Below are 25,034 nucleotides of genomic sequence, written 5' to 3' on the forward strand. Positions count from 1 at the left end.
CTGAAAGCCGCATGGCCACCTGGAGCTTCGAGGCCATCGGAACGCACTGGGAGATCGAGACGACCGACCCGCTCCCGGCTGCCGCGAAGGCGGCGGTGACGGCGGAGATCGAGCGCTTCGACCGCGAATGGTCCCGGTTCCGTGCAGACTCCGAGGTCGTGCGCCTCGGGAGACTCGGTGGCGTTCTCGCCTCCGCCGACGCCGCCCCCATGCTCGACGCGTATCGCGAGCTCTCCGCGGCGACCGCCGGTGCGGTGAACCCCCTCGTCGCCGCGAGCCTGGATGCGCTCGGCTATGACGCGGCCTACACGCTGATCGCCGGGCAGCCGCTCCCGGCGCCGGAAGAGTGGGATCGGCATCTCTCGTGGGATGGTGGCGAGGTCAGGGCTTCGGCTCCGGCTCCGCTCGACGTCGGCGCCCTCGGGAAGGGTCGCCTCGTCGATCTCGTGTCCACGGTGCTGGAGCGTGTGCCCGGCGATCTCGTGATCGATGCCGGTGGCGACATCCGGGTGCGCGGGGCCGGTGTGCGCATCGCCCTCGAGCACCCTTATGACGCGACGAAGGCGATCGGCGTCATCGAGGTGAAGGACCAGGCCCTGTGCGCCTCGGCCATCAACCGTCGGGCGTGGGGGAGCGGGCTCCACCACGTCCTGGATGCGCGCACCGGCACCCCGGTGCGCACCTGGGCGGCGACCTGGGCCGTGGCGCCCCACGCTATGAGGGCCGACGCTGTGGCGACCGCCCTCTTCTTCGACGGCGGCCCTGAGATCGCTGCGGCCTGGGGAACCGAGTGGGTGCGGATGAGCACCGACGGACGGGTGCAGCGTTCCCCCGGATTTCCGGCCGAACTGTTCCTCACCGTCCAGAACCAGGGAAGAGTGGAATCGTGATCACCTCATTCACCGCTGCGCGTCAGCGGGTCCTGGCCGTGCTGGGCTCGCTGTCGATGTACCGTCTGGTCCTGTTCGCGCTGATCGCCCTCGCCGTCATCGCCTTCGTGCTCTCGCTGTTCGGCGTCATCGTCTCGCCGACCCCGCTCGAGCTCGTGGCGTCCTTCCTCGTGCTCGCGCTCGTCATCTCGGTCGTCGACGCTGTCGCGCAGCGCATCCTGCGGCTGCCCTGGCGCATCGAATCCTCGGTCGTGACCGCCCTCATCCTGTTGTTCGTGCTCCGCCCCGGCGTCGAGCCGAGTGCACTCGTCGGCCTCGCGATCGCCGGTGCCGTCGCGAGCGTGTCGAAGTATCTGATCGCCTGGCGGGGCCGGCACATCTTCAACCCGGCCGCGTTCGGCGCCGCCGTCGTCTCGATCCTCGGGGCGTTCGGGGCCTTCGAGTGGTTGGGCACCTCGTCGGCGTGGTGGGTGGGCACGCCCGTGCTCACGATCCCGGTCGCGGTGCTCGGTCTCCTGGTGCTGTGGCGCACCGAGAAGATCCGCGTCGTGCTGGTGTTCCTGATCGTCGCGGTCGCCACCTCCCTGGTGCGGCAGGCAGTCCAGGCCGTGGAGTTCGATGTCGCCTTCGACGTCGCGACAGCCCTGCAGTTCGCCGTGCTGCAGTCGCCGTTCCTCTTCCTCGGGGCCTTCATGCTCTCGGAGCCGCTCACTCTTCCGCCGCGGCGTCGGCAGCAGCTCGTGGTGGCCGTCGTCGTCGGTCTGCTCGCGGGGTGGCCCCTCTCCGTGGCCGGCCTGTTCACCCTCGGACAGGAGCGCGCGCTGCTCATCGGCAACCTGGTCGCGTTCGCCTTCGCACTGCGCGGGTCGGTGCGGCTCGTGCTCGAACGACGTGAGTTCGTCACCCCGACCGCGCAGGAGCTGACCTTCCGCGCCAAGGGCCGTGTGCGTTTCCTCCCTGGTCAGTATCTCGAGCTCGACGTGCCGCACCACCGCCCCGACGCGCGCGGCACCCGCCGGGAGTTCAGCATCGTGTCGGCGCCGGCCGACCTGCCAACGCTGCGCATCGCCTACAAGAACGGCGACCAGAAGCACCCCTCCAGCTACAAGCGGGCTCTCGCGGCCGCCGAGCCGGGGGCGACCTTCGCCGTGACCGGGACCTGGGGCGACTTCATCCTGCCGCGGGGCGAACAGCCCGTGCTCATGGTCGCGGCGGGCATCGGCGTCACGCCGTTCGTGTCCCAGCTGCGGCAGCTGCAGGCGACCGGCCGACAGCGCGACGTGGTGCTGATCTACGTCGCCGCAGACGCTTCCGAGCTCGCGTTCCGCGAGGAGCTGGCCGAGACAGGCGTGCGCACCGTCGTGTTCACGCGCGACGAGCCGGCCGCCCTGCCCTCGCACTGGTCCTGGGCTCAGGGGGCGCGTCTGGACGCCGATACCCTCGAGCGTGCCGTTCCCGACCTGCCCGCGCGCCACGCGTTCATCTCGGGCCCACCCCGCCTGATCGCCGATCTCGCGCCCGCACTGCAGAAGGCCCGCAGCCTCACCACGGACGCCTTCGCCGGCTACTGATCCCGCCGGCGCAGGAATCCTCTCGCGCGCGGCTCAGCATCGTGGCGGGCTCAGTGTCGTGGCGGGCTCAGTATCGTGGCGGGCTCAGTATCGTGGCGGGCTCAGTATGGTGGTGGGCGCTGTGCTCGTGGCGGGCGCTGTGCTGCGGGTCAGGTGTCCGTAGCGGCGGTGTCGGGGGAGGCCGCCGGATTCGTCGGGATGCGGACGCTGAAGGTGGTGTTCCCTGGCTCGCTGTCCACCGTGATGGAGCCGTGGTGGCCCTCGACGATGGCCTTCACGATCGCGAGGCCGAGCCCTGTCCCGCCGGTCTGGCGCGCACGGGAGCTGTCTCCGCGGGCGAAGCGGGCGAACAGCTCGTCTCGGATGGCCGGATCGATCCCCGGACCGTCGTCGTGCACGCGCAGCACCGCCGCATCGCCCTCCTGCGCGACGCTCAGTGTCACCGTCGTGCCGGCCGGCGTGTGCGTGCGGGCGTTCGCGAGCAGGTTGGCCACGACCTGGTGCATGCGTCCCGCATCTCCCGGGATCGTGACGGGCTCGTCGGGCACGTCGATCTTCCAGTGGTGGTCCACGGCCGTGGGGCGCGCATCAGACAGCCCCTCCAGCGCCAGCTGGGTGAGGTCGACCGTGCCGTAGACGAGCTCCCGGCCTTCGTCGAGGCGGGCGAGCAGCAGCAGGTCCTCGACGAGCCTGGTCATCCGCAGCGACTGCGCCTGGATGCGCTCGAGCGAAGAGGTGGTGCTCTCGATGACCTCCGGTCGCTCGGACGGTTCCTTCGTCTGGCGGAGAGCTCGCAGCGAGAGCTCGGAGTAGCCGCGGATCGAGGCGAGCGGTGTGCGCAGCTCGTGGCTGGCATCGGCGACGAACCGCCGCATCCGCTCCTCGTTCTTCTGCCGGGACGCGAGCGAGGTGTTCACGTGATCGAGGAGCTTGTTCAACGACGCCCCGACCAGCCCGGTCTCGGTGCGCGGATCGGCCTCGGAGGCGGGGACGCGCTCCGTGATGGTCACCTCGCCGCGATCGAGCTGCTGGTTGGCGACCCTGGTCGCGGTGGTCGCGACGGCGCGCAGCGGGCGCAGGCTCACGCGGATCGTGATCGCCGTGGTGAGGGCCAGCAGGATCAGGCCGCCGATCGTGGCGAGCGCGATCACCGTGAGGAGCTGCGTGAGCTGGTTCTGGATCTCGTCGCGGGGGAGGCCGGTCACCACGATGACCCCGTTGCTCGTCGGCAGCGCCATCAGCCGGTAGGAGCCCACGTCGCTGATGGAGACGGAGGCGACCGAGGAGTCCTTCAGCGCGCCGGCGATCTCCGCCAGCTGGGCGCCGCTGAGAGTCTGCAGCGACCCGGCGAGCGGATCGCCGTCGGTGGTCTTCGCGACGACGCCGCTGAAGCCCGTTACGGGGCTCGAGACGACGAAGAGCACGCCGACCGGCGGTGCGGAGCTGTTCGCGAGCACGTTCTGCGCGGTGGCGGACGACGGGGGGAACGCTTCGGTCACCCGGACGAGCTGGTGCGCATTGTTGGAGAGCTTCTGGTCGAGCTGATCCTCCATGGTCTTGCCCAGCGTCGCGCTGGTGATGATGGCGACGATGATGAGGATCAGCGAGACGAACCCGATCACGGCGGTCATCAGCCGTGTCTGCAGGCTCATCGGCCGTCTCATCGTCGTCGCCGAGCTCACTGAGGGGCCTTGATCATGTAGCCGACGCCGCGGACGGTGTGCAGCAGTGGCGTGCGTCCGGCGTCGATCTTCTTGCGCAGGTACGAGATGTACAGCTCGACGACCGATGACTTGCCGCCGAAGTCGTAGCTCCACACCCGGTCGAGGATCTGCGCCTTCGAGAGCACCCGGCGCTCGTTGCGCATCAGGTAGCGCAACAGCTCGAACTCGGTCGCGGTGAGCTCGATCTCGGTGCCGTCGCGCACGACCTCGTGGCTGTCCTCGTTGAGGGTGAGGTCGGCGACGCGCAGGATCGACTGGCCGTCGTCAGCGGTGGCGTGGCCGGTGCGGCGGATGATCGCCCGCAGGCGCGCGATCACCTCTTCCAGGCTGAACGGTTTGGTGACGTAGTCGTCGCCGCCCGCTGTGAGGCCGGCGACGCGATCGCCCACAGCATCCTTCGCGGTGAGGAACAGGACCGGGACCAGGTTGCCGGCTTCACGGAGTCGCTTGAGCACCGACATCCCGTCGAGATCGGGCATCATGATGTCCAGCACGAGTGCGTCGGGCTCGAACTCGCGCGCGACCTGGAGAGCCTCCATCCCGGAGGAGGCGGTGCGCACCTCCCATCCTTCCATTCGCAGCGCCATCGCGAGCAGGTCGGTAAGCATCTGCTCGTCGTCGACGGCGAGGATGCGCAAGGGGGAGCCGTCGGGACGGCGCAGTTCGGGCAGGTCGCTGGTCATGTCCCTATTCTGCGGAATCTCCTATGCGATTTCTATGGAGAACGCTATGCATCTTCTGAGAAGCGATCCGTCGGGGTGTTCAGATCAGACGGTCGTCGGGCAGTGCGAGGAAGTCGATGCCGTCCTGAAGCGCGAGTCGGTCCGACAGCTCGCCGACCGTTCCGGGAAGGTGGCCCGCCGCCCGCACGCCGAGGCGCTTCGGGCCGGACACGGCGTGGTAGACCGCGAACTGCCCGCGTGGATCGACGGCGGGGTCGAGCACGGCCGCGCTCACGTGCACGGGCAGCCGCAGCCGCCGGGCTGCGATCGCCGCGTCGAAGTAGTCGAGCACCGGCCGGACCTCCGGGTGCTCGCGGAGGTGCAGGCGCACGGCCTCACCACTCCCGGTGCATCTCCGTGACAGGCGCACGTCGTGGTTGCCGAAGCTCGGGACATCGAGCGCGGCGCGACGGAACCGCCCGTCCCACGGCAGGGCGAGCGCGCCGATGCCGCCGCCGAAGCTGCCGCCGCTGAAGTCGAGCGCTCCCGCTGCGGATGGGGCCATCTCGAGGAGCACGGTCGCCGCTCGCCAGATGTCGGCGGCGCTGAAGCGGTGCGAGTAGGTGTCGCGGTGTTCGATCCCTGCCAGCACGTGCTCGTCGGGCGATGCGGGGAACCGGCTGCTCGTGCCGATATGGGTTCCGGGGGCGACCGGGAAGATCGCGGCGGTATCGGAGGCGACGCGTTCGATGTCGGGGCCGGTTCGACCGCCGTAACCGTGGCCGACGACGAGGCCTCGGCGGGTCACGCCGGCAGCGTGCGGAAGCATCACGAACGCGACGGCCGCCTCGCCGGCGGAGGAACGGAAGCGGATCTCGGCGACGCGATGCGTCGGGGTCTCGGGGTGCTCCTGGACGACCTCCCAGGCCACGCTGCCCGTGCCGAACTCCTCGAAGGAGGCCCTCCAGAAATCGTCGAAATCCGACGGTTCCACGGGGGGATCGAGTGAGGTCAGGAGCGTGCTCAGCGAGTACTCCGTCATCTCCTCAGGCGGGGTCTCGGGCGGGGAGTGCGTCACCGCGTGCATCCTTTCGGGTGGGCTGCCTCGTCGACGCTACCGGTGTCGACGGGGCATGTGGGCTCGGGTGATCGGTGCGGCGCACGCATTGACATCATCGCATAGGAATTGCATTATGTGCATCATGGATGCAACTCCTGGCGACGGTGCCGAACACAATCCCCTGATGTGGAGCCGACGCTCCGTGCTGCGAATGCTCGTGATCGCCGGCGTGCTCCCCCCGGTGCTCGGCTCGCCGGGCGGCATGGCCCCCGCGGCGGCCACCGAACTCACCACCGCCGGCGGGGTGTATGCCGATGCTCTGCGGCGACTGGACAAACCGAACCTCGCCTTCTCACAGGTCGCTCAGCTGGTGGGACAGAACCATCGCATGACCTTCCTGCAGGCGACGTGGGACGGTGGCGCGACGATCGTGCGCGACCTCGAGGTCAAGCACAACGGCGGATGGCTGCAGATCACCGACCCCGCCCACCGCTTCGACGAGCAGTGGCTCGTGCTGGAGGGCACGCTGCCGGCCGGGAGCGCTCCGGAGCTGTACGGCCCGCTCGCGCCGAGCTGGCTGGGCTTCACCTCGTTCCAGGTGCTCGGGCCGCAGGCGATCGAACTGACCACCAGCACAGACGACGTCGACCTGGTGGTCCGCTGGCGGCTGGAGGGAGCGCAGCCCGAGGCGCACTACGTGCTCACGGCCAAGACCGCAGGCGACTACATCGTCGGTTACCAGAGCCAGGACACCCGGTCGATCGACGACCTCGACGAGGTGCTCTGCGGGTCCTATCAGCACGCCCTCTCGGTGCTCGACGGCTCGGCGCCGCTGGGGGCGTGGGAGCTCTTCGCACCGATGGCGCTGACGCAGTACGCGATCGGCGACGTCGCCGTCACCTCGGGTGTCTATCTGCCGTCGGAGGTCGCCGAGTTCGTGCACGAGCGGCAGCTGATGTCGGACCGACAGCCGTACGGCATGAGTCTGCGCAACGACAGCCTCGACATCGTGCCGTCCATGTACGCACCCCAGCCGGGGCTGCGGACGGCGATGACGGTCGGTCAGCAGCGTGGGTTCGCCTTCGGCCTCGCCGCGCTCGCCGACACGCTGTACGGCACCTACACGCAGCTGTGCCGCAACGAGTACGGCCTCACGGCGTACCGGCACAACGTCTACGACCGGTCGCTCACCGACGCCGTGCACGCCATGGCGGAGCTGATCGCCGTCGAGCCCAGCGGCGACGACTCCATCGACTACGTGCCGTCGTACTCGGGGTGGTGGAACCGTGCCAAGGGGTTCGTCGACGTCGAGAACGAGGATGCCGTCCGCGCGGCGGCGAGCGGTGTCGTGCTCTCCGCGCACTACCTGACGGGGACCGCGGACAGCACCCTCTACGACCGCCGTGCCAGGCCGCTCGTCGAGTATCAGCTCTCCCGCAAGGGCATCGGGCATACGCCGATGATCGGCAGCCCGGTCTACAACGACAAGACGCAGTACCGGATCGGTCGCATCCCCACCGACGCCGTGAACCTCGCGTCGCTGTATCAGCTCACCCACGGGCGCAACGCCGGCATCCAGCGGCTCGCGGTGCAGGCGACCAAAGCGGGTGTGGTCGGGCAGAGCAGAGCCCCGTTCTCGAACGCGCTGGCGACCTACCGGGTGACGGGGGATCCGGCCTATCTCACGGAAGCCACCCTGATCGCGCGGCGGTACTCGCAGGAGCAGATCCTGACGCCCTATCGCAGCAACGGCCAGCCGCCCGGTGGCTTCGCCTACAGCTTCTCGAAGTACTGGGTCGACCTGCTGGAGATGTTCGAGGCCACGGGGGAGTCCGAGTTCCTCGACGGCGCGTACCGCGAGGTACAGCGGTTCATCACGCAGACGGCCGTGCGCCCGGTGCCGGACACGACGGTCACGGTGCCGGTCGGTTCCGTGATCACGCAGCAGTACGACTGGGAGTCGCGCTCGTCCCTCCCGTCGTATCCCACCACCGACGTGCCGACCGAGACGGTGCCGGCCTGGTACGTGTCCCCGTCGGGGCTGACGTTCGAGGCATTGTCGTCGTTCAAGCTCGGTGTCAGCACGCTGACGAACCCGGGTGGCGGCTACGTGTTCAACCCGTGCTGGGCCGGAGCACTGCTGCGCCTGGCACACCACACCGGAGACGAGCTGCTCGCCGACATCGCGCACAACATGGTGATCGGTCGCTTCACCACATACCCCGGTTACTACGGGCGGCAGTTCCAGGTCGCGCACATGAAACCCGACTTCGCGACAAGCGGCCCGGTGGGCATCACGGGGTACTACTTCCACCACGCGCCGGCCCAGCTCGGACTCGCCATGGACTACCTGATCAGCGAGAGCTTCTATCGGAGCGCGGGGGCCATCGAGTTCCCGCACGTGTTCGAGGCCGATTTCGCGTACTTCAAGTTCTTCGCCTACGGCCATGCCCCGGGGACGTTCTTCGGTGAACACGGGGTCTGGCCGTACCTTCCCGCGGGGCTCATCGCGGTCGACAACCCTCTGGTCAACTGGATCGGCGGTGTCGGCAACGGCGCCCTGTACATCAGCCTGACCAACTCCGCCGGGACCGCGCAGCAGGCGGTCGTCGACCTCTCCAGCGACCTCACCGGGGTGCCCCGGAACTCCTCGACGCCCGTGGAGCTGGTGACGGCGAACGGCACTCGATCGACCGGAGCGGCGAGCAGCGGACGGGTCACCGTGACGGTCCCCGCGCGCGGGCTGGTGGCCCTCGTGGTGCGCGACGTCGACGTGCAGCGTCCCGAACTGCCGTTCGACGACATCGTCGATCACGGGCCGGACAGCTTCCACGAGGTCGACTCCGACCCGGCGACCGAGTACGGCGTCGCGCGAGGGATGCTCCTGGTGCGCCCCGACGGTCAGGGGTACGACGCGTACGTGCAGATCGACACGGAACAGCAGGCGACGCTGTCCTACCGGATCGGCGGGAACGCGGTGCAGCAGGCGCCCCAGAAGGCGTACCCGTTCGAATGGACGATCCCGGTCGACGACCTGACCGACACCTTCCGGTACACGATCACCTCCGGCGGAGTGACCACGCCCGAGGTCACGCTGAAGCTGCCCGCACGGATCAGCGGTGCGAACCCGGGTCTCGCGGGAGATGTCATCGCGCAGGCGACGGGCACCGCCGGCGACCGTGTGCCGCTGACGATCGAAGTGCGCAACGCGACGGACGACCCGATCACCGGCACGGTCGCGATCACACTCCCGTCAGGGTGGCAGCTCGACGGCGCGGTCCCGGCCGTCTCCGTCCCGGCGCAGGGCTCAGCCCGCATGGAATCGGCCGCGGTGATCGCCACCGCCGCACCGCTCGGTGAGGTCGAGGTGAAGGCGAAGCTCACGGTCACGGGCGAGGATCCCGTCACGCTCAGACCGGCCGCGATCGAGGTGATCGACCGGCGCCGACTGGTGTCGCTCACCTCCGATGTCGAGATCGTGAACGGGCCGGGCGCCGTCGCGAAGCTGACCGCACTCGTCATCAACACCGGGGTGACGCCCCTGCAAGGCACGCTCGCCCTCTACGGCCTCACGGGGTGGAGCGTCGGACAGCAGAGCACGACGATCACCGTGCCACCGCGATCGGATCTGACCCATACCTGGACGGTGACGGCCGGCTCCGGTGTCGCACCCGGATCGTCGACGCGCTTCGAGGCACGCCTCGATCAGAGCCTCAGGAGGGGAGTGCTCGTGCGCGTCGCCGACGAGGGCGTGATCGCCCACACGCAGTCGCCGTGGCCGGGGTACCTCGAGGCGGGGAACTGGTACCCCAGCGGACTCTCCGGCTGGAACGGCACCCGCACGCGGTACAGCGATTCCGACTCGGTGGGTAGCACTGTGACGTGGAACGTCGACCTCCCGCAGGCAGGGCTCTACCGTGTCTCGGTCTGGTACCCGACGAACCCCACGACCACGACGTCGGCGGCCTACGTCGTGGAGCATCAGAACGGCAGCTCCGAGGTGATCGTGGACCAGACCCAGGGCGCAGCCGCCTGGCGCTCGCTGGGCTCGTTCCGCTACGCGGCCGGTGCGACGGGCACGGTGCGACTCGAGGTGCGCAACACCAGCATCCACCGGGTCAGCGCCGCGCAGTTCGTCCGTATCGGCGACTGACTCCCCGGTTCGAATCGCGCAAATGGTCGCATCCGCCAGGCGGATGCGACCATTTGCGCGATTCTGAGGAGAGTTGACGACTCAGTGGCGCACATACTCCTTGATCGCGTCCTCGTCGACCGCGACGCCGAGGCCCGGGCCGGTCGGGACGACGAAGCCGCCGTCGGCGCGTACCTCGAGGGGCGTCGTGAGCAGACGGTTGGCGACCGGGAGCGTAAACGGCTGGTACTCGAACGCGAGGAGCGAGGCGGCGCTCGCCGCGACGTGAACGCCGGCGGCCATCGCGATGCCGAAGGCCGCCGAGTGGTGAGGGGCGACCTGCACGTGGAAGGCGTCGGCGACCGCCGAGATCGCGAGGCCCTCGGTGATGCCGGTACGGCCGATGTCGGGCTGCGTGAGGCCGACCGCGCGGCGGGTGAGCCAGTCGGTGAACTCGAAGCGGCTGCGCATCGCCTCGCCGACCGCGATCGGTGTCGCGAGCGCGGAAGCGAGGTCTCGGTGGCCCTCCACGTCTTCCGGAGCGAGTGGCGCCTCGAAGAACCAGGCCCTGCGGTCGTCGAGCTCCCGGCCGAGAGCACGGGCCTCGCCGAGGCGGTAGGTCCAGTGCGCGTCGAGCGCGACGTCGAGGTCGGGGTGAACGCCGCGGACCGCATCGTAGGTGGCGAGGTCGGTGCGGATGTCGACGCCGAGGTGCAGCTTGATGCGCCGCACGCCCCCTTCGACGAGCTCGGCCGTCTTCTCCGCGCGCTCGACGTCGTCTACGCCGCGGATGCCCGAGACGTACGTGGGCAGCACCTCGTGGAAGCGTCCGCCGGCGAGCTCCGAGACCGAGAGCCCGGTCGCGTGACCCCAGAGGTCCCACAGGGCGATGTCGACGGCTGCCATGGCGTCGGCCTGATGGCCGGTGAGGTGCCCGCGCTCGCGCATCGACTCGGTCATCCGGTGCCAGAGCGTGCGCACCGAACGCGGGTCCTCGCCGAGGATGAGCGGGGCCAGCAGGTTGTCCACGATCGCCGCGACCACGACCGGGGCGACCGGAGCGAGCGCTTCGCCCCACCCGATCAGCCCCTCGTCGGTCTCGATCTTCACCAGCAGGGTCTCGTAACCGGGGGAGTACAGGCTCCGCCACGGTGGGCGGATCACATAGCCGCGGTGGTCGACGGCGGTGTCGCCCGCGTAGGAGTTGTTCGCCTCCTCCTTCGAGAGGTAGAGGGGAAAGGTCTGGACGCGCGTGATTCTCACAGGGGTCTCCAAAGACATCGATGGGCGAGCGGCCGGCGGCTGGTGCCGCGGTCAGGGGTAGGGAGCGTCGCGGCCGGGCGTCAGAGCGCGGCGAACGCGGATGCGGTGCGGGAAGGGCTGTATCCGAGGGCGACGGAGATCTCGTCGGCTGCTTCGATCAGCTGCAGCGCGAGCTCCTGATGCGGGGCGTGCAGATCCAACACGGACAGCGGGCCGCTCGCCGAGATGCCGGCCACGATCTCGCCCGCACGGTTGCGGATCGGGGCGGCGATGCAGGCGCGTCCGAAGGCGAGTTCCTCGATCTCGGTCGAGTAGCCGCGGCTGCGCGTCTCATCGAGCGCGAGCTGCATGGCCTCGCGGTCGACGATCGTGTGCGGGGTGAAGCGCTGCGGTGCCTGCGCGAAGTACTCGTCCACCTGCGCGTCGGTCATGCCGGAGAGCAGTGCCTTGCCGATGCCCGTGGCGTGCAGGGGACCCGTGCGGCCCGCCATGTCGAACGACTTCGGTGCGAGCGCCCCCTCGAAGTTGCACAGGTACATGAAGGTGAAGCCGCTGAGCTCGGCGACGTTCACACCGATCTCGATCCGGCGGGCGAGGTTCTGCGCGATCTGCCGCGCTGCGCGGAAGATGGGGGAGCCGTTGAGGGCGATCGTGCCGAGCGAGACGGCGGCCGGACCCAGGCGGTACAGGCCGGTGCGCGGGTCCTGGACCACGAACTTCATGCGGTCCAGCGCCGACATCATCCGCGAGACCGTGGACTGGCCGAGCCCGGTGAGGGTGCAGAGCTCCGAGACCCGCAGTTCGCCCGATTCCTCGGTGAAGCAGGCGAGCAACGACATCGCCCGTTCGACGGTCTGGGTGCCGCCCACCGATTCCGATGCCATGGTCACTCCTCCTCAGTACTGCCGCCGCGTGGGCGACGTCGCGGTGGTCACCGCTGCCAGTCATCCTATTCAGAGAAATGGCTTCGAGCAACACAAATGTGGGTGTCGTATGCATTTTGTGGATTTCGCATCCGCATTGTGGTTAACTGGCCGCACGTCGACGTCGACGACTGTGACGACGACGCGCAGGGCCCCGCGGGGGTCGTCTCTACTGGAAAGTGACTGCAATGCAACAAGCCATACTCGAGCGGCCCGCAGAGAGCGAGCAGAAGGCCGTCGAGCCACGCTCCGGGCGACGCTCCACGCTCGGCGCGAAGGATCGCACCTTCGGTTTCATGATCGCACTTCCCGCGGTCCTCCTGTTCCTCGTGATCGCGATCTTCCCTCTCGTGTCGAGCATCTTCACGAGCCTGTTCGATCAATCCCTCCTGCGTCCGGAGCGCACGTTCGTCGGTCTCGACAACTACGCGGCCGTCTGGGACGAGTTCTTCGCGCGGCTCGGCACGACCCTCGTCTTCGCGTCGCTCTCCACGATCTTCCCGCTCGTGCTCGGCGTTGCCCTGGCGCTGCTGCTGAACGCCCGCATGCGCGGACGGAACATCCTGCGCGGGGCCCTCATGCTTCCCTGGCTGCTCCCCGGTGTGGTCGTCTCCTTCCTCTGGGCGTGGATCTTCAACGACAGCTACGGCGTCGTCAACCACGTGCTCTCGGTGTTCGGCCTTCCCGAGGTCAGCATGCTGGGCACCCCGACCGGCGCCATGGCGGCCGTGGTCATCGCCAAGACGTGGCACTCGTTCCCCTGGATCATGGTCGTGGCCCTCGCGGTGCTGCAGACCCTTCCGAGCGAGCAGATCGAGGCCGCCACCATCGACGGTGCGACTCGCGCGCAGCGGTTCCGCCACATCTCCCTGCCGCACATCGCAGGCCCCGTGACCCTCGTCGCCGTCCTGGAGTTCATCTACAACTTCGGCAACTTCGACACGATCTTCGTCATGACCGGTGGAGGGCCGGGCAACTCGACCACGACGCTCGCGGTCAGCCTCTACGATCTCGCCTTCGGCAGCTACGAGCTGGGCAAGGCCTCAGCCATGGGCACGCTCTGGCTGGTCCTGCTGGCCATCATCACCACCGGATACCTGTTCCTCAACCGACGGCTGGAGAAGTGATGCGCCGTAGTCGCGATGTGGGGGAGTCGATCATCCGCCCCCACCTGTCCATCCCGGGACGTGTCCTGCTCCTGCTGCTGGCGCTGTTCGGCCTGCTCCCGGTGTACTGGCTCACGGCCACCGCTTTCACGAAGAAGGAGGACGTCTTCTCCCTCGACCGTCCGTTCTTCCCTGTGGATCCGACCTTCGAGAACTTCATCGGCTTCTTCCAGAACGACCTGCTGCTGAAGAACCTCCTCAACAGCATCATCGTCTCCACCGGAACCGCTCTGCTCGCCGTCCTGGTCGGCGGACTGATGGCGTACTCCCTGTCGAAGTTCCGCTACCGCGGTCGCAACGCCGTCATGTTCATGTTCCTCATCGGCCAGTTGATCCCCGGTGCGCTGCTGCTCATCTCGCTCTACCTGATGCTGAGCTCGGCAGGGCTGCTGTACACCTATACGGCACTGATCATCTCGTTCACGACGTTCACGCTGCCGCTCGCGGTGTTCCTGCTGAAGGGCATCATCGACGCACTGCCGGACGACATCATCGAGGCGGCCAAGGTCGACGGACTCTCGCGCACGGGGACGATGTTCCGCATCGTGTTCCCGCTCGTGGTCCCCGGACTCATCACCGCCGGGATGTTCGCCTTCATGCGGGGCTGGAGCGATCTCCTCTTCGCCCTCACGCTCGCAGGACCCGACAAGCAGACGCTGCCGGCGGGTCTCGCCCAGGCGTTCATCCGCGAGGGCACGGCGGACTGGCCCGCGCTCATGGCGGCGTCCCTGATCACCTCCCTCCCACTCGTCCTCATCTTCATCCTCCTGCAGCGCTACTTCGTCTCCGGCCTCGCCGCCGGGGCGGTCAAGGGATAGCGCCGCACCGCAGCACCGCAGCACCGCTCGTCACCCCTCATCCCGAAGGAGCAGTCTCCATGAACATCTCGAACTCGCAGCTGAGCCGCCGAGCCTTCCTCGGAGGCGGAACCGTCCTGGCGGCGTTCGGCGCACTCGCGCTCGCCGGCTGTGCGACCCCCGCCGCCCCCGGCACCGGAGCCGGAGCCACGGCCGCAGGAGCCACCAAGGCCAAGACCATCAACTTCTACGGCAACTCGCTCGGCGAAGAGGCTCTGAAATCGGCGTGGCAGGGCATCCTCGACGGCTTCTCGAAGCAGGAGGGCGTCAAGGTCGCGCCGGTCATCTACCCCTACGATCAGGCCGCCACGCAGCTGGCTCTGACCGGACGCTCCGGCAACCTCATGGGCGTCGGGCAGTCGGGCGGGTGGCAGGTGCTGACCCCCATGAACGTGCTCGCCGACCTCTCCGACCTCGCGAAGGGGCTGGGCATCCCGCAGGGTGTGCTCGACTCCTACACGATGGACGGCAAGCTGCTCGTGCTCCCGCTCACGGCTGCCGGTATCGGCATCATCACCAACGGCGAGATCGCGAAGAGCGTCGGCATCAAGTCGGGCATGACCGTGGAGCAGTTCGCCACGGCGCTCGAGAAGATCAAGAAGCAGGACTCGTCGCTGATCCCTTACGCCGCCGTCACGAAGAACCCCGACCTGAAGGACGCCGTCCCGTGGATGTGGGGCTTCGGCAGCGACGTCGTCACCGATGACCTCACGTGCACCCTCGGGGATGCCGAGAGCGTCAAGGCCGTCACCTGGTACAAGTCCCTGCAGGATGCCGGTCTGACGCAGACGAACGTGGCACGCAGCGATGCCCGCATCCTGTTCGCGAGCGGTCGGGCGGCCCTGTACGACGATGCCCCGCTCGCGTCGACCTTCGTCAAGACGAACGGTGCGGCGCAGAACATCATCGACAACATCGGCGCGATCTCGCGTCCGACCGCCGGTGGCAAGGACTCCTTCAACCGGGCTTGGGGCAGTGGTGTCTTCGCGACGGCGGGTGAGGGAGAGCTCACGAGCCGCGACTTCATCCTCTACGCCGCGACGAACGTCGAAGCGGCGACCGCGCTCTACGAGAACTCCGCTGTGGCCCCGGCCGCCAAGAGCGTCGCGGACAAGATCCCCGCCCTCGCAGCGGACAAGTTCCAGGGAGCCTTCCGCACCGAGGTCTCCGAGCATGCACGCGGTGCCGCGTGGGACCGCGTCGCGGTGACCGCGCAGATCGACGCCGCGATCGGCGCGGGTGTCGCGACGATCCTCGCCGGGCAGGTCGAGGTGCAGGCCGGCCTCAACGCGCTGAAGAAGGAAGTCCAGGGGCTGCTCGACGCCAACTCCTGATCGAGAGCTGCTGGAGATACGAAGAAGGCCGCGTCCCCGGAAAGGGACGCGGCCTTCTTCGTAGAGGTGAGCGGGTCAGAGCCAGCGTTCGCGCAGCACCGGCTTGAGCCAGGCCGCGGGGGAGGAGATCGACAGGCCGCCGTCGACCGCGATCGACGTGCCGGTGACGAAGGACGCGGCGTCGGAGGCGAGGAACGCCACGACGGACGCGACCTCCTCCGGACGGCCGATGCGTCCGAGCGGGTAGCCCTCGCTCTCGCCGGTGTCCTGCGCGGAGATGCTGCCCGGCTGCACGGCGTTCACGCGGATGCCTCGGGGGCCGTAGTCCAGCGCCAGCTGCCGTACGAGGCCGTCCACTCCGGCCTTGGCGGCTGCGTAGGCGGCCAAGGCCGGGGCGGCGAGCGACGAGTTCACGGAGGTCACCGCGACGATCGACGATCCGGCGGAGAGGCGGGGAAGAGCCGCGCGCGCCACGAAGAACGCCGAGTCGAGCGTGGCCCCCAGGGCGCCGCGCCAGTCTTCGTCGCTCGTGGTCTCGGCGCGGGCGATCGGCATGCGTCCGGCGGCGAGCACGACGACATCGAGTCGGCCGAGAGCCTGCTCCGCATCCGCGACGGCGCGATCGGCGGCCTCCGGCCGACTGCAGTCCGCGACGAGATACCGCGCGAAGACGGCGTCGTCGCTGTCATCGATCCCCACGCCGACGACGGTGTCCCCGCCGTCGGCGAAGGCACGGGCGATCGCGAGACCGATGTCGGAGCTGCCGCCGATCAGCAGCACGCCGCGGCCGGTCACACGCGCACCGTGGTGGGGATGGGGGGAAGGGCGAGCTCGTCGATCACGAGCTTCACGGACGCACGGCTGCCGGAGTCGAGGCGCGACGCGGGGTAGCGGACCGTCGCGTGGTCGATGATGCCGCGCGCGACGAGAACCTCCTTGTGCACCGCCCATGCGATGCCGCCCTGCAGACCGATGAGCACGAGAGGGAGCATACGACGGAACTCGGCTCTGGCCTCGTCGACGCGCCCCTCCAGGAACCTGTCGAGCACCGGGCCGAGCAGGTCGGGGAACTCGCAGGCGGGCATCGTGCCGACGGCGCCCCTGGCGTACTCCTCCAGGCAGAACTGCGCGTTCTGTCCGCCGAGCACGGCGAAGTCGGGGTCATCGATCGCCGAGACCACGGCCCCGACCTTGGGTGCCGTCGGGGGAGCTTCCACCTTGACCGAGTCGACGCCGTCGAGCCGGGCGATCTCGGCGATGAGAGCCGGAGCCATCACCACGCCGGTGACGCCGGGAGCGTCCTGCACCATGACGGAGAGCGACGTGGCCGCGGCCACGTCGCCGTAGAAGTCGACGAGCGTCGCTGCCGGCGGCTTCACCATGAACGGCGGAAGCACCATGAGCGCGTCGGCACCCCCTTCCTCCGCGAGGAGCGCCTGCTCGATCGAGGTCGCGGTGGACGTGCCGTTGACGCCGGCGATCACCGGGATCCGGCCGTCGACCACCCGGACGACATCGTCCAGGATCGTCCGACGTTCCTCCGTCGTCAGTGCGAAGCCCTCGCTCGCCATGCCGAAGACGGCGACACCGTCGACCCCGGAGGCGAGCTGGAACTCGACCAGCCGACGCAGGCCGGCACGGTCGAGGGCGCCCGATTCGTCGAAGGGTGTTGCCAGGATGGGCATCAAGCCATGGAGTGTCGGAGCCATCAGCTGTTTCCCGCCTTCATCATCGTCTGTCCACATTTCTCGCAAGTGTTATGCATATTGTGAGATAGTCTGCCACATAACGGTTACGAGCTACCAGCGAAGGACGCCCCCGGATGTCGCACACCCTGCCCTCCCGAACCGTCGAGATCCTCTCCGACGCCCGATACGTCCAGGCCGAGTCTCCACGGTGGGACGGTCGCGACGGCAGCCTCGCCTGGATCGACATGGCCACGGGTTCGCTGCACCGCGGGCGTATCGACGGCGGGCGAGTGATCCCCGGATCCGCGGTCGTCGTCGGCGCGCAGATCGGTGCCCCGATCCCGCTCGCGCAGCCGGGGCAGGGCTGGCTGGTCGGAGTCGATCGTCGCGTCGTGCACGTGAGCGACGACGGAGCCGTCTGCCCACTCACGGATGACATCGCCGCACCGGGGGACTACATGAACGACGGCGGCGGTGATCCGGTCGGTCGCTTCTGGGTGGGCACCCAGTCGATGCCCCGCGAACCGCACTGCACGCTGTGGAGCATCGACCCCGATGGTGAGCCGACTGCTCGCCTGGAAGGGGTCACGGTGTCCAACGGTCTCGCCTTCGACAGGACGGGATCCACGCTGTTCTACATCGACACTCTGCCGGACCGCAGCATCGAGGCCTTCGACGTGGCGCCGGACGGGGAGCTGTCGAATCGCCGCACGGTGTGCCGGGTCGAGGGCGGCAACCCCGACGGCATGGCGATCGACCTCGAGGGCATGCTCTGGGTCGCGGTCTGGGACGCCTCCGAGGTGCGCCGCTACTCTCCCGACGGTCAGCTCGTGGAGACCATCGTCCTTCCGGCGAAGCGTCCGACCGCCGTAGCCCTCGTTGACCGGTTGCTCGTGATCACCACCGCGAGCATCGGCCTGGCAGAACCAGCTGACGCCGACGGTGCGCTTCTCGGCGTGCGGGTCGAGGTCGGAGGGGTCCCCGCATACCCGTGGCGAGGTTCGGTGCCGACGGCCCGCATCGCAGGGGAGGGCGCGCTGTGAGCGCCGTCGACAACGAACAGCTGCGGGAACGGTTGCGCCGCACGCGGCTCGTCGCGATCCTCCGCGGAACCGACGTCGATGCGACGGTCGCCGCGGCACGGACCCTCCTGGAAGCCGGCGTGCGCACGCTCGAGATCGCGCTCACCCTCCCCGACGCGGAGGAGGCGATCGCGCAGGTGGTGCACGACGCTCCGGTCGACGCGCTGATCGGCGCCGGCACCGTGCTCGACGAGGCGGATGTCGATCGCGCCGTATCGGCCGGCGCGCAGTTCATGGTCACCCCGACGCTCAGCGCATCTGTGCCCTACGCCGTCAGCTGCGGCATCGGCGTCCTGCCCGGTGTCTACACGCCGACGGAGGTCCAGCGCGGTCACGACCTCGGCAGCGCGGCGGTGAAGCTGTTCCCCGCGTCGGCACTCGGTCCCGGCTTCATCCGCGCCGTGCGTGATCCGTTCCCGCACGCGCGGATCATCCCCGTGGGAGGTGTGAGCGTCGACACCGTCGGCGACTTTCTCGCGGCCGGTGCCTTCGGCGTCGGGGTCGGTGGACCTCTGGTCGGCGATGCGGCGACCTCAGGCGGCGACCTCGACGCTCTCGCTGTCCGCGCCAGGGCATTCGTGGAGGCCGTGCGGGCGGTGTGATCCGCGCTCCATAGCGTTCTCATCACCGGACCCTCGATTCCGCTTATGCGCGATTCCTAACGTCGATCTCGCCCCGCGATGGCCGCGGCGGAAGGAGAGAGATGTACGGAACATATCTGCGGCGCGAACTCGCCGGACGCAGGAAGCAGACCCTGATCGTCGCGATCGGGCTGGCGATCGCGATCGCACTGGTGATCGTGGTCAACGCCCTCACCGCGGGGGTGCGGGACGCCCAGGCGCAGGCTCTCGCGTCCGTCTACGGAGTCGGCACCGACCTCACGGTCACGGGCGCTGCCGCCGAGCCGGGCCAGGGGGAGGGGCCGCGCTTCGACTTCGATGCGGATGCCGGTGAGAGCGATGGTGAGACCACCACGCTCGCACAGTCCACGCTGCGAACCGACTTCCTGCGCGGCACCCTCGACTCGTCCGTGCTCGACACCGTCGCCGCGACCGACGGCGTCTCGGCGGCATCCGGGGCGCTGAGCCTCACGAACTCCACGTTCTCCGGCGAGGTGCCCAGCGGTGGATTCGCGCCGCAGGACGGCGAGCAGCCCGCCGCGCCGGAGGAAGGGCAGACGCCACCGGATGGCGCAGCGGGCGGCGGGGGCTCTTTCGGGGTGGACTCCTTCTCCGTGCTCGGCATCGATCCAGCTGCCACCGCCGTGGGACCGATGGCCTCGGCCACGGTCACGGACGGTCGCGGTCTCGACGCCGATGACGCCGAGGCACTGGTCGCCATGGTCGACAGCACGTACGCCTCCACGAACGGGATCACGGTCGGAGACACCATCGACGTGGCCGGCTCCGATGTGGAGGTCGTCGGGATCCTCGGATCCACGTCCGACAGTGCGGACACGGCGGCGAACGTGTATCTGCCGCTGCGCACAGCGCAGACGCTCGCCGGAGTCGACGACGTGATCTCCACCGTGTACGTCCAGGCCGATTCGGCCGCTTCGATCGATGCGGTCCAGTCCGCGCTCGCCGAAGAGCTCCCTGACGCCACCGTCGCGTCGCAGTCCGAGCTCGCCTCGACGGTGTCGGGTTCCCTCTCCAGCGCCACGGCGCTGATCACGAACCTCGGCACCTGGCTCTCCGTCATCGTCCTCGCCGTCGCTCTGCTGCTCTCCGTGCTGCTCACCCTCTCGGGCGTGGGCCGTCGCACCAGGGAGTTCGGAACCCTCAAGGCGATCGGCTGGTCGAACGGGCGGGTCGTTCGCCAGGTAGCGGGCGAGTCGATGCTGCAGGGACTCATCGGGGGAGCCGCGGGCCTCGTCCTGGGTGTCATCGGCATCGTGCTCATCAACGTCCTGCGTCCCACCGTCGCTGCGAGTGGGGGAAGTCAAGCAGGTCCTGGCGGCATGGGCGGTGGCCCGACCGGAGGCGGGGCGGTGTTCCAGGGACAGCAGACGGCGGACATCGTGCTCCAGGCACCTTTCACGCCGGGGGTGCTGCTGGCCGCCGTCGGACTCGCCGTGCTCGGCGGTGTCGTCGCCGGAGCGTTCGGCGGCTGGAGGGCCGCCCGTCTCCGTCCCGCCGAGGCGCTGCGCTCGGTCGCATGACCAGGTCTCGGGCGAACGATGAGCGACCGAACCCGACATCCCCACAGAAGGACAGCCCAGAGAAGGAGAAGACCATGACCACGGCAGACCTCGCACCGGCGGCGCCGACAGACGGGAGGGAGCAGCCGCTATACCGTGTCACGGGCGTCACCCGGACATACACGCAGAAGGGGCGCATCGTGAAAGTGCTGACGGGTGTGGACCTCGACATCATGTCCGGCGAGTTCGTCACGATCCAGGGCCCCACCGGAGGGGGCAAGTCGACCCTGCTGCAACTGCTCGGCGCCCTCGACACACCCTCCACCGGATCGCTTCTGCTGGACGGCAGCGAACTCGCGTCCGCTTCGAGCGCCGAGCTCACCCGGATCAGGGCGGAGGAGATCGGGTTCGTGTTCCAGGGGTTCAACCTGATCCCGACTCTCACCGCCACCGAGAACGTCGACATGGCGCTCGAGTCGCGGGGGGTCGACAGGGCCGAGCGACGCGCCAGGGTCGCGGAGGCTCTTGCCCACGTCGGTCTCGACGACAGAGGTGACCATCTGCCGGCGGAGCTCTCCGGAGGGCAGCAGCAGCGGGTCGCCATCGCGCGTGCCCTCGTCAAGAAGCCGCGAGTGCTGCTCGCCGACGAGCCGACGGGCAACCTCGATGAGAGCATGCGGGACGAGATCCTGGCGCTGCTCGAATCGCTGTGCGTCGAGGGGATCACGGTCATCGTGGTGACCCACGACTCGGCGGTGGCGCGGCGAGCGACCCGGCGTCTCCGTCTCGCGAAGGGCACGGTGCGCGACATCACGAGGGAGGGGATCGCTGCGGCGCCGTGAGCGGCGAGCCGTCGTGACCCGCGGGGGTCATGATGCACGAAGGGCCGGGTACCTCGCGGTACCCGGCCCTTCGTCGACGGGACGTCAGTGCGTGTCTTCCGCCTCGATCTCGGTGCGGTCGCCCGACCACAGCGTGTGGAAGGTGCCCGGCTTGTCGATGCGCTTGTAGGTGTGCGCACCGAAGAAGTCGCGCTGCCCCTGCACGAGAGCGGCAGGGAGGCGGTCGGCGCGGATGCCGTCGTAGTACGACAGCGACGACGAGAACGCCGGAGCCGGGATGCCCGCCTGCGCTGCGGTCACCACGACGCGACGCCACGACGACTGCGCCCGGGTGAACGCCTCGGCGAAGTAGGGTGCGGTCATCAGCACGGGGAGGTCGGGGGTCGCCGCGTAGGCATCGGCGATGCGGTTGAGGAACTGCGCACGGATGATGCAGCCGCCGCGCCAGATCTTGGAGATCGCGCCGAGGTCGATGTTCCAGCCGTACTCGGCCGCGCCGGCGCGGATCTCGTCGAAGCCCTGCGAGTAGGCGACGATCTTCGACGCATACAGCGCCAGGCGCACGTCCTCGATGAACTGCTCGGTGTCTTCGGCCGAGACCGTGAACTCCTCGTCGGGGCCGGGAAGGCCGCCGGCGACGGCGCGCTGCTCGGGGTGCGACGACAGCGAGCGGGCGAACGTGGCCTCGGCGATGCCCGACACCGGTACGCCGAGCGACAGCGCGGTCTGCACGGTCCAGGCGCCGGTGCCCTTGGCTCCCGCCTGGTCGAGGATCACGTCGACGAGCGGCTTGCCGGTCTCGGCGTCCACCTGGCGGAGCACCTCGGCCGTGATCTCGATCAGGTACGACTCGAGCTCGCCCCGGTTCCACTCGGCGAAGATCTCGGCGATCTCGGCGGGCGACTTGCCGGTGCCGCGCCGGATGAGGTCGTAGGCCTCGGCGATGAGCTGCATGTCGGCGTACTCGATGCCGTTGTGCACCATCTTGACGAAATGACCGGCGCCGTCGTGGCCGACGTGGGTGACGCAGGGCTCGCCTTCGGCGATCGCCGCGATGGACTTGAGGATCGGCCCGAGGGTGACCCACGACTCGTCCGAGCCGCCCGGCATGATCGAGGGTCCGGTGAGTGCGCCCTCCTCGCCGCCGGAGATGCCGGCGCCGACGAAGTTGATGCCGGTCTCGCGGACGGCCTTCTCGCGACGGATGGTGTCGGGGAAATAGGCGTTGCCGCCGTCGACGATGATGTCGCCCGGTTCGAACACCTCGACCAGCGAGTCGATGACCGCATCGGTCGGACCCCCGGCCTTGACCATGATGATCGCGGTGCGCGGCTTCTGCAGCGAGTCGGCGAACTCCTGGTAGGTGCGGGCCGGTACGAAGCCGGCCTCGGGGTGCTCGTCGAGGAGCGTCTGGGTCTTCTCGTAGCTGCGGTTGAAGATCGCCACCGTGTTGCCCTCGCGGCTGGCGAGATTGCGGGCGAGGTTCGAGCCCATGACGGCGAGTCCGACGACTCCGATGTTCGCTGATGCTTCGGGCACAGAAGGCTCCTCGAGATCGTGAAGAAGGGGTGGTTTCAGAGTATCGCTGTCCGGGAGGTCAGTGGCGACCTGTGTCGTGAGAGGCGATGTCGTGAGAGGCGATGTCGTGAGAGGCGATGTCGCGGGAGGCGATGAAGCGCCGCGACACCGCGATGTCGCGCTCTCCGAGCCCGGCGGCGACGAGTTCGTCGAAAGCCGCACGCAGGGTGGGCAGCAGCACGGGCGCGGTGCCGGTGGCCTCGGCGATGTCGGCGGCGAAGCCGAGGTCCTTCACCATGTACTGCGCGATGCCGCTGGGGGAGTCGTCACCGGTGACGAGCTTCTCGCGGCGGCTGTCGAGCAGGCGCGATCCGGCGTATCCGCCCGAGAGCAGCGACCAGAGCGCATCGAGGTCGAGTCCCGAGCGCTCAGCGAGCACCGTGGCTTCGCCGAGCGCCATGATCGTGGCGGAGACGACGAGCTGGTTGCAGGCTTTGGCGACCTCGCCCGCCCCCAGCGGGCCGAGCAGCACAGGGTTGCCGCAGGGGGCGAGCACCTCGGCGGCTATCGCCGCGTCCTCCTGGTCCCCTCCGAGCATGATCGAGAGGGTTCCGGCGATCGCACCGTCCTCACCGCCGGAGACAGGGCAGTCGACGACTCGCACCCGTCCCTGCGTCTGTGCGCCCACCCGCTCCGCGAGCGCGCGCACGGCCGGCGCCGACGACGTGGACCCGATCAGGATGAGCAGGTCGCCGGCGTCGGCCAGCAACCCGTCCGGCCCGTCGAGCATGGCTTCGAAAGGAGGGAGGTCGGGCAGCATCATGAGAAGGACGTCTACTCTGGAGGCGAGTTCACGTGGCGTCTCCGCCCAGGAGGCACCGGCAGCCAGCAGTTCCGGCTGAGGGCGGCGGGCATGGATGACGAGCCGACCGTGCGCGGCGAGCAGATGGTCCGCCATCGGGCGACCCATCGCGCCGAGGCCGACCACGCCGACGGTGGCAGGTGTGTTGCTCATGCGCACACCGAAGCTACAATCCAACAGATAGAACAGTGTCCAACAGGATGGAACTGGGCTAAGGTGAGTGATTCAGACTTCCCGAGGAGGGGACCAAGATGACGGGGACCGAGAAGAAGCTGCGTGCCGTCGTGGCGGTGCCGCTGCGGGAAGAGCTGTGCCGACTGATCGAGGAGCTCGAGCCGCGCCTCGAGGTGCTCCGCGACCACGATCTGATGCCGCCGATGCGGGGTCCTGCCGACTGGTCGGGTGATCCTCAGTACACGCGCACGCCGGAGCGGCAGCGGGCCTTCGATGCGCTGGTCGATTCCGCAGACGTGCTCTTCGGGATCCCCGATGTCGACGCGGGGGCTCTGGCTCGCACGGTGGCTGCGAACCCGCGGCTGCGCTGGGTCATGACGACCGCGGCCGGGGGTGGAGCCTCGGTCAAGGCTGCCGGCCTCGACCGTTCCCAGCTCGACCGTGTGGTCTTCACCACCAGCGCCGGCGTGCACGGCGGCCCGCTCGCGGAGTTCGCGGTGTTCGGGGTCATGGCCGGTGCGAAGAACCTCCCGCGCCTCCTCGCCGACCAGGGAACGCGCACCTGGCCGGATCGCTGGGAGATGCGTCAGCTCGACGAGATGACGGTCCTGGTCGTCGGTCTCGGCGGCATCGGCTCGGAATGCGCACGGCGCTTCCATGCGCTCGGCGCGCGGGTGTGGGGCACGACGCGCTCGGGTGAGCCGGTGGCGGGTGTGGATCGTCTCGTGCCGTTGGGCGAGCTGACCGAGGCCGTGGCCGGTGTCGACGCGATCGTCGTCACCCTTCCCGGCACAGCGCAGACGCACCATCTGATCGGCGCCGACGTGCTCGAGGCTGTCAAGCCCGGTGCGATCATCGCCAACGTGGGTCGTGGCACCGTTATCGACGAGGTCGCGCTGCTCGGCGCGCTCGACGATGGTCGCGTGGCCTTCGCCGCCCTCGACGTGTTCGAGCAGGAGCCGCTCGATGCCGCCTCGCCGCTGTGGGGGCACCCGAACGTGCTGGTGAGCCCACACACCGCAGCCCTCAGCTCCAAGGAGGAGGAGCGGATCGCTCGACGCTTCGCGGAGAATGCGGCACGCCTGCTGGACGGCGAGCCGCTGGCCGCGGTGGTCGATACGGTCGAGTTCTACTGATCGACCTGCA

20 protein-coding genes are annotated in these 25,034 nt (G+C 69.0%); 11 read left to right on the forward strand and 9 right to left on the reverse strand.

From position 1 onward, the window contains the following. Positions 1 to 11: 11 nt before the first annotated feature. On the forward strand, positions 12 to 890 hold the full coding sequence (locus AAY78_RS14045; RefSeq protein WP_046748910.1) for an FAD:protein FMN transferase: 879 nt from the start codon (positions 12 to 14) through the stop codon (positions 888 to 890). Beyond that, entirely contained in the window at positions 887 to 2,461 is a 1,575-nt protein-coding gene (locus AAY78_RS14050; protein ID WP_046748911.1) for a flavodoxin reductase, read from the forward strand. Before AAY78_RS14045 ends, AAY78_RS14050 begins: the two co-directional genes overlap by 4 nt. 149 nt (positions 2,462 to 2,610) lie before the next feature. On the opposite strand, the gene AAY78_RS14055 is transcribed toward AAY78_RS14050, so the two are convergent. The 3 genes from AAY78_RS14055 to AAY78_RS14065 form a co-directional block, all read right to left on the reverse strand. Next, positions 2,611 to 4,113 carry a sensor histidine kinase gene (locus AAY78_RS14055; protein ID WP_046748912.1) on the reverse strand — a complete coding sequence of 501 codons (1,503 nt, stop codon included), beginning with the start codon at positions 4,111 to 4,113 and terminating at the stop codon, positions 2,611 to 2,613. A 26-nt stretch (positions 4,114 to 4,139) separates the two neighbouring features. Beyond that, positions 4,140 to 4,868 (reverse strand): response regulator transcription factor, encoded by a 729-nt coding sequence (locus tag AAY78_RS14060; protein ID WP_028503472.1) that lies wholly within the window; start codon positions 4,866 to 4,868, stop codon positions 4,140 to 4,142. A 79-nt stretch (positions 4,869 to 4,947) separates the two neighbouring features. Then, the gene (locus tag AAY78_RS14065) at positions 4,948 to 5,925 is read right to left on the reverse strand and encodes an acetylxylan esterase (RefSeq protein ID WP_197077706.1); all 978 of its coding nucleotides are present in this window, start codon (positions 5,923 to 5,925) and stop codon (positions 4,948 to 4,950) included. A gap of 124 nt (positions 5,926 to 6,049) precedes the next feature. Here AAY78_RS14065 and AAY78_RS14070 point away from each other — a divergent pair, with 124 nt between their 5' ends. Further along, positions 6,050 to 10,060: a golvesin C-terminal-like domain-containing protein gene (locus tag AAY78_RS14070; protein WP_156172659.1), complete on the forward strand. Its 4,011-nt coding sequence runs from the start codon at positions 6,050 to 6,052 to the stop codon at positions 10,058 to 10,060. Positions 10,061 to 10,141: 81 nt separating this feature from the next. Here the strand turns inward: AAY78_RS14070 and AAY78_RS14075 are convergent, their stop codons facing one another. Together AAY78_RS14075 and AAY78_RS14080 are read right to left on the reverse strand one after the other, a co-directional pair. Next, a complete protein-coding gene (locus tag AAY78_RS14075; protein WP_046748915.1) occupies positions 10,142 to 11,302 on the reverse strand; it encodes a mandelate racemase/muconate lactonizing enzyme family protein in 1,161 nt (386 codons plus the stop codon). Positions 11,303 to 11,382: 80 nt separating this feature from the next. Next, complete coding sequence (locus AAY78_RS14080) at positions 11,383 to 12,186, reverse strand: IclR family transcriptional regulator (protein ID WP_046748916.1); 804 nt, start codon at positions 12,184 to 12,186, stop codon at positions 11,383 to 11,385. 227 nt (positions 12,187 to 12,413) lie between these two features. On the opposite strand from AAY78_RS14080, the gene AAY78_RS14085 reads away from it, so the two are divergent. From AAY78_RS14085 to AAY78_RS19310, 3 genes are read left to right on the forward strand one after another with little or no spacing between them, the layout of a single operon-like run. Then, positions 12,414 to 13,352 carry a carbohydrate ABC transporter permease gene (locus tag AAY78_RS14085; RefSeq protein ID WP_045262209.1) on the forward strand — a complete coding sequence of 313 codons (939 nt, stop codon included), beginning with the start codon at positions 12,414 to 12,416 and terminating at the stop codon, positions 13,350 to 13,352. Beyond that, positions 13,352 to 14,209 (forward strand): carbohydrate ABC transporter permease, encoded by an 858-nt coding sequence (locus tag AAY78_RS14090; RefSeq protein ID WP_052748794.1) that lies wholly within the window; start codon positions 13,352 to 13,354, stop codon positions 14,207 to 14,209. Before AAY78_RS14085 ends, AAY78_RS14090 begins: the two co-directional genes overlap by 1 nt. Positions 14,210 to 14,268: 59 nt before the next feature. Then, on the forward strand, positions 14,269 to 15,582 hold the full coding sequence (locus AAY78_RS19310; RefSeq protein ID WP_052748795.1) for an extracellular solute-binding protein: 1,314 nt from the start codon (positions 14,269 to 14,271) through the stop codon (positions 15,580 to 15,582). Between the two features lie 75 nt (positions 15,583 to 15,657). On the opposite strand, the gene AAY78_RS14100 is transcribed toward AAY78_RS19310, so the two are convergent. Beyond that, entirely contained in the window at positions 15,658 to 16,377 is a 720-nt protein-coding gene (locus tag AAY78_RS14100) for an SDR family NAD(P)-dependent oxidoreductase (protein WP_046748917.1), read from the reverse strand. Further along, positions 16,374 to 17,267 carry a dihydrodipicolinate synthase family protein gene (locus tag AAY78_RS14105; RefSeq protein ID WP_227751368.1) on the reverse strand — a complete coding sequence of 298 codons (894 nt, stop codon included), beginning with the start codon at positions 17,265 to 17,267 and terminating at the stop codon, positions 16,374 to 16,376. Before AAY78_RS14105 ends, AAY78_RS14100 begins: the two co-directional genes overlap by 4 nt. A gap of 137 nt (positions 17,268 to 17,404) precedes the next feature. Between AAY78_RS14105 and AAY78_RS14110 the strand changes: the two genes are divergently transcribed. From AAY78_RS14110 to AAY78_RS14125, 4 genes are all read left to right on the forward strand, one after another. Then, entirely contained in the window at positions 17,405 to 18,313 is a 909-nt protein-coding gene (locus tag AAY78_RS14110) for an SMP-30/gluconolactonase/LRE family protein (RefSeq protein WP_052748796.1), read from the forward strand. Then, on the forward strand, positions 18,310 to 18,954 hold the full coding sequence (locus tag AAY78_RS14115) for a bifunctional 4-hydroxy-2-oxoglutarate aldolase/2-dehydro-3-deoxy-phosphogluconate aldolase (protein WP_197077707.1): 645 nt from the start codon (positions 18,310 to 18,312) through the stop codon (positions 18,952 to 18,954). The genes AAY78_RS14110 and AAY78_RS14115 overlap by 4 nt, the downstream gene beginning before the upstream one ends. Positions 18,955 to 19,055: 101 nt before the next feature. Beyond that, positions 19,056 to 20,513 carry an ABC transporter permease gene (locus tag AAY78_RS14120; RefSeq protein ID WP_046748919.1) on the forward strand — a complete coding sequence of 486 codons (1,458 nt, stop codon included), beginning with the start codon at positions 19,056 to 19,058 and terminating at the stop codon, positions 20,511 to 20,513. A 74-nt stretch (positions 20,514 to 20,587) separates the two neighbouring features. After that, complete coding sequence (locus AAY78_RS14125) at positions 20,588 to 21,334, forward strand: ABC transporter ATP-binding protein (RefSeq protein ID WP_046748920.1); 747 nt, start codon at positions 20,588 to 20,590, stop codon at positions 21,332 to 21,334. Positions 21,335 to 21,418: 84 nt separating this feature from the next. Here the strand turns inward: AAY78_RS14125 and gndA are convergent, their stop codons facing one another. Both gndA and AAY78_RS14135 read right to left on the reverse strand, forming a co-directional pair. Further along, on the reverse strand, positions 21,419 to 22,873 hold the full coding sequence (gene gndA / locus AAY78_RS14130; protein WP_058632437.1) for an NADP-dependent phosphogluconate dehydrogenase: 1,455 nt from the start codon (positions 22,871 to 22,873) through the stop codon (positions 21,419 to 21,421). A gap of 58 nt (positions 22,874 to 22,931) precedes the next feature. Next, on the reverse strand, positions 22,932 to 23,867 hold the full coding sequence (locus AAY78_RS14135; protein WP_046748921.1) for an NAD(P)-dependent oxidoreductase: 936 nt from the start codon (positions 23,865 to 23,867) through the stop codon (positions 22,932 to 22,934). Positions 23,868 to 23,965: 98 nt separating this feature from the next. Here AAY78_RS14135 and AAY78_RS14140 point away from each other — a divergent pair, with 98 nt between their 5' ends. After that, positions 23,966 to 25,024 carry a D-2-hydroxyacid dehydrogenase gene (locus AAY78_RS14140; protein ID WP_046748922.1) on the forward strand — a complete coding sequence of 353 codons (1,059 nt, stop codon included), beginning with the start codon at positions 23,966 to 23,968 and terminating at the stop codon, positions 25,022 to 25,024. The last annotated feature ends 10 nt before the right edge of the window (positions 25,025 to 25,034 follow it).

Origin of the sequence: Microbacterium sp. Ag1 (genome assembly GCF_001005635.1) — a bacterium.
Taxonomy (GTDB): domain Bacteria; phylum Actinomycetota; class Actinomycetes; order Actinomycetales; family Microbacteriaceae; genus Microbacterium; species Microbacterium oxydans.

Coding starts and splice junctions, on each gene's coding strand:
- AAY78_RS14070 (WP_156172659.1), top strand. CDS start 6,050: ATGGATGCAACTCCTGGCGACGGTGCCGAACACAATCCCCTGATGTGG.
- AAY78_RS14120 (WP_046748919.1), top strand. CDS start 19,056: ATGTACGGAACATATCTGCGGCGCGAACTCGCCGGACGCAGGAAGCAG.
- AAY78_RS14135 (WP_046748921.1), bottom strand. CDS start 23,867: ATGAGCAACACACCTGCCACCGTCGGCGTGGTCGGCCTCGGCGCGATG.
- AAY78_RS14090 (WP_052748794.1), top strand. CDS start 13,352: ATGCGCCGTAGTCGCGATGTGGGGGAGTCGATCATCCGCCCCCACCTG.
- AAY78_RS14105 (WP_227751368.1), bottom strand. CDS start 17,267: ATGCCCATCCTGGCAACACCCTTCGACGAATCGGGCGCCCTCGACCGT.
- AAY78_RS14140 (WP_046748922.1), top strand. CDS start 23,966: ATGACGGGGACCGAGAAGAAGCTGCGTGCCGTCGTGGCGGTGCCGCTG.
- AAY78_RS14045 (WP_046748910.1), top strand. CDS start 12: ATGGCCACCTGGAGCTTCGAGGCCATCGGAACGCACTGGGAGATCGAG.
- AAY78_RS14110 (WP_052748796.1), top strand. CDS start 17,405: ATGTCGCACACCCTGCCCTCCCGAACCGTCGAGATCCTCTCCGACGCC.
- AAY78_RS14080 (WP_046748916.1), bottom strand. CDS start 12,186: ATGGCATCGGAATCGGTGGGCGGCACCCAGACCGTCGAACGGGCGATG.
- AAY78_RS14085 (WP_045262209.1), top strand. CDS start 12,414: ATGCAACAAGCCATACTCGAGCGGCCCGCAGAGAGCGAGCAGAAGGCC.
- AAY78_RS14060 (WP_028503472.1), bottom strand. CDS start 4,868: ATGACCAGCGACCTGCCCGAACTGCGCCGTCCCGACGGCTCCCCCTTG.
- AAY78_RS14125 (WP_046748920.1), top strand. CDS start 20,588: ATGACCACGGCAGACCTCGCACCGGCGGCGCCGACAGACGGGAGGGAG.
- AAY78_RS19310 (WP_052748795.1), top strand. CDS start 14,269: ATGAACATCTCGAACTCGCAGCTGAGCCGCCGAGCCTTCCTCGGAGGC.
- AAY78_RS14055 (WP_046748912.1), bottom strand. CDS start 4,113: ATGAGCCTGCAGACACGGCTGATGACCGCCGTGATCGGGTTCGTCTCG.